This window comes from Marinobacter iranensis (assembly GCF_029207565.1).
GTDB lineage: Bacteria > Pseudomonadota > Gammaproteobacteria > Pseudomonadales > Oleiphilaceae > Marinobacter > Marinobacter iranensis.
Map to the genome: position 1 here is coordinate 1 of NZ_JANCMW010000026.1, position 3,561 is coordinate 3,561.

Consider the following 3,561-nt stretch of genomic DNA (forward strand, 5'->3'; position numbering starts at 1 on the left):
ATTAAGAGCCTGACGATGACCTACTCTCACATGGGCAGAAGCCACACTACCATCGGCGCTGGTCTGTTTCACGGCTGAGTTCGGGATGGGATCAGGTGGTTCCAGACCGCTATGGTCGTCAGGCAAAACGGTTGATCACTGGGTGGACGAGAGGTAGAACGTTGTGATGTCGATTTCCGAGCTTGGGCGTTCGCCTGTGCTCTTGCGTTATCCGCAATTGTCTTGGGTGTTATATAGTCAAGCCTCACGAGCAATTAGTATCGGTTAGCTCAACGCCTCGCAGCGCTTACACACCCGACCTATCAACGTCCTGGTCTTGAACGGCTCTTCAGGGACCTCAAGGGTCCAGGGAGATCTCATCTTGGAAGGGGCTTCCCGCTTAGATGCTTTCAGCGGTTATCCTGTCCGAACATAGCTACCGGGCAATGCGTCTGGCGACACAACCCGAACACCAGCGGTTCGTCCACTCCGGTCCTCTCGTACTAGGAGCAGCTTTCCTCAAATCTCCAACGTCCACGGCAGATAGGGACCGAACTGTCTCACGACGTTCTAAACCCAGCTCGCGTACCACTTTAAATGGCGAACAGCCATACCCTTGGGACCGGCTTCAGCCCCAGGATGTGATGAGCCGACATCGAGGTGCCAAACACCGCCGTCGATGTGAACTCTTGGGCGGTATCAGCCTGTTATCCCCGGAGTACCTTTTATCCGTTGAGCGATGGCCCTTCCATACAGAACCACCGGATCACTATGACCTACTTTCGTACCTGCTCGACGTGTCTGTCTCGCAGTTAAGCGGGCTTGTGCCATTACACTAACCGCACGATGTCCGACCGTGCTTAGCCCACCTTTGTGCTCCTCCGTTACGCTTTGGGAGGAGACCGCCCCAGTCAAACTACCCACCACACAGTGTCCTTAACCCCGATCAGGGGTCGAAGTTAGAACCTCAAACAGGTCAGGCTGGTATTTCAAGGTTGGCTCCACCAGAACTGGCGTCCTGGTTTCAAAGCCTCCCAGCTATCCTACACAAACATGCTCAAAGTTCACTGTGAAGCTATAGTAAAGGTTCACGGGGTCTTTCCGTCTAGCCGCGGATACACCGCATCTTCACGGCGATTTCAATTTCACTGAGTCTCGGGTAGAGACAGCGCCCCCATCGTTACGCCATTCGTGCAGGTCGGAACTTACCCGACAAGGAATTTCGCTACCTTAGGACCGTTATAGTTACGGCCGCCGTTTACCGGGGCTTCGATCAAGAGCTTCGCGCAAGCGCTAACCCCATCAATTAACCTTCCGGCACCGGGCAGGCGTCACACCGTATACGTCCACTTTCGTGTTTGCACAGTGCTGTGTTTTTAATAAACAGTCGCAGGGGCCTGGTATCTTCGACCGGCTTCTGCTCAACCCGCGAAGGGCGTCACATACCACCGGCGTGCCTTCTCCCGAAGTTACGGCACCATTTTGCCTAGTTCCTTTACCCGAGTTCTCTCAAGCGCCTTGGTATTCTCTACCTGACCACCTGTGTCGGTTTGGGGTACGGTCTCGAATAGCCTGAAGCTTAGAAGATTTTCCTGGAAGCAGGGCATCAATGACTTCCAGCCCTAATGGGCCGTCGTCGTCGCGTCTCGGCATTGTGGGGCCGGATTTGCCTAACCCCACTGCCTACTCGCTTAAACCGGGACAACCGTCGCCCGGCTCACCTAGCCTTCTCCGTCTCTCCATCGCAGCTATCCAAGGTACGGGAATATTAACCCGTTTCCCATCGATTACACCTTTCGGTCTCACCTTAGGGGCCGACTCACCCTGCGCCGATTAGCGTTGCGCAGGAAACCTTGGTCTTCCGGCGTGGGAGTTTTTCACTCCCATTGTCGTTACTCATGTCAGCATTCGCACTTCTGATACCTCCAGCATGCCTCTCGACACACCTTCGCAGGCCTACAGAACGCTCCCCTACCCCGTGCACTTGCGTGCACAGCCGCAGCTTCGGTAACCAGTTTGAGCCCCGTTACATCTTCCGCGCAGGCCGACTCGACTAGTGAGCTATTACGCTTTCTTTAAAGGATGGCTGCTTCTAAGCCAACCTCCTAGCTGTCTGAGCCTTCCCACATCGTTTCCCACTTAACTGGTATTTGGGGACCTTAGCTGGCGGTCTGGGTTGTTTCCCTCTTCACGATGGACGTTAGCACCCACCGTGTGTCTCCCGGATAGTACTCACAGGTATTCGGAGTTTGCATCGGGTTGGTAAGTCGGGATGACCCCCTAGCCGAAACAGTGCTCTACCCCCTGTGGTATTCGTCCGAGGCGCTACCTAAATAGCTTTCGGGGAGAACCAGCTATCTCCGGGCTTGATTAGCCTTTCACTCCGATCCACAAGTCATCCCCTGGCTTTTCAACGACAGTGGGTTCGGTCCTCCAGTTGATGTTACTCAACCTTCAACCTGCTCATGGATAGATCGCCCGGTTTCGGGTCTATGCCCAGCGACTGAATCGCCCTATTCAGACTCGGTTTCCCTACGGCTCCCCTAAACGGTTAACCTCGCCACTGAACATAAGTCGCTGACCCATTATACAAAAGGTACGCCGTCACGGAACACGTCCGCTCCGACTGCTTGTACGCATACGGTTTCAGGATCTATTTCACTCCCCTCACAGGGGTTCTTTTCGCCTTTCCCTCACGGTACTGGTTCACTATCGGTCAGTCAGGAGTATTTAGCCTTGGAGGATGGTCCCCCCATGTTCAGACAGGATGTCTCGTGTCCCGTCCTACTCGATTTCACTGGACTCAGGTTTCGGATACGGGGCTATCACCCACTATGGCGGCTCTTTCCAGGGCCTTCTCCTACCAGTTGTCCAGCTTAAGGGCTGGTCCCCGTTCGCTCGCCGCTACTGAGGGAATCTCGGTTGATTTCTTTTCCTTCGGGTACTTAGATGTTTCAGTTCCCCGAGTTCGCCCCGTACGGCTATGTATTCACCGCACGGTACCGACCCGAAAGTCGGTGGGTTTCCCCATTCAGAGATGCCCGGATCACAGCTTGTTTGCCAGCTCCCCGAGCCTTATCGCAGGCTTCCACGTCTTTCATCGCCTCTGACTGCCAAGGCATCCACCGTATGCGCTTAGTTGCTTGACTATATAACCCCAAGACAACTGATCTGTGCCTCACCATTAATAAGAACCGGACACTGACAAACGCCAATACCCACTTCTCATCCAGGATGAGTCTCAGAGACAGCCGCTCGAAGTCATACACAACCACTTCAACGACAACACCGGATAACGCTTGAAATCGCTATCACATTGAACACGTTCTCTCGGAGATAATGAGAAAACGTATTCGTGTTCTATCTCGTCCAATTTGTTAAAGAGCAAATCTGACCCAGTGATCAGAAAGAAGAACTTCCGCTTAACAACTGCTGTCATTAAACCGAAATGCTTGTTTCTGCACACTGACCGAAGTCAGGCATTCATCGATCTGTCCAGGTATTGGTGGAGCTGAGCGGGATCGAACCGCTGACCTCCTGCGTGCAAGGCAGGCGCTCTCCCAACTGAGCTACAGCCCCTCG

General features: G+C 53.9%; 1 tRNA gene and 2 rRNA genes. All 3 read right to left on the reverse strand.

What is annotated here, in order from left to right:
- Positions 1–7: 7 nt before the first annotated feature.
- Positions 8–123, reverse strand: a 5S ribosomal RNA gene (rrf, locus tag NLU14_RS21195).
- A 110-nt stretch (positions 124–233) separates the two neighbouring features.
- A 23S ribosomal RNA gene (locus NLU14_RS21200) occupies positions 234–3,128 on the reverse strand.
- A gap of 354 nt (positions 3,129–3,482) precedes the next feature.
- Positions 3,483–3,558, reverse strand: a tRNA-Ala gene (locus tag NLU14_RS21205).
- Between the last annotated feature and the right edge of the window lie 3 nt (positions 3,559–3,561).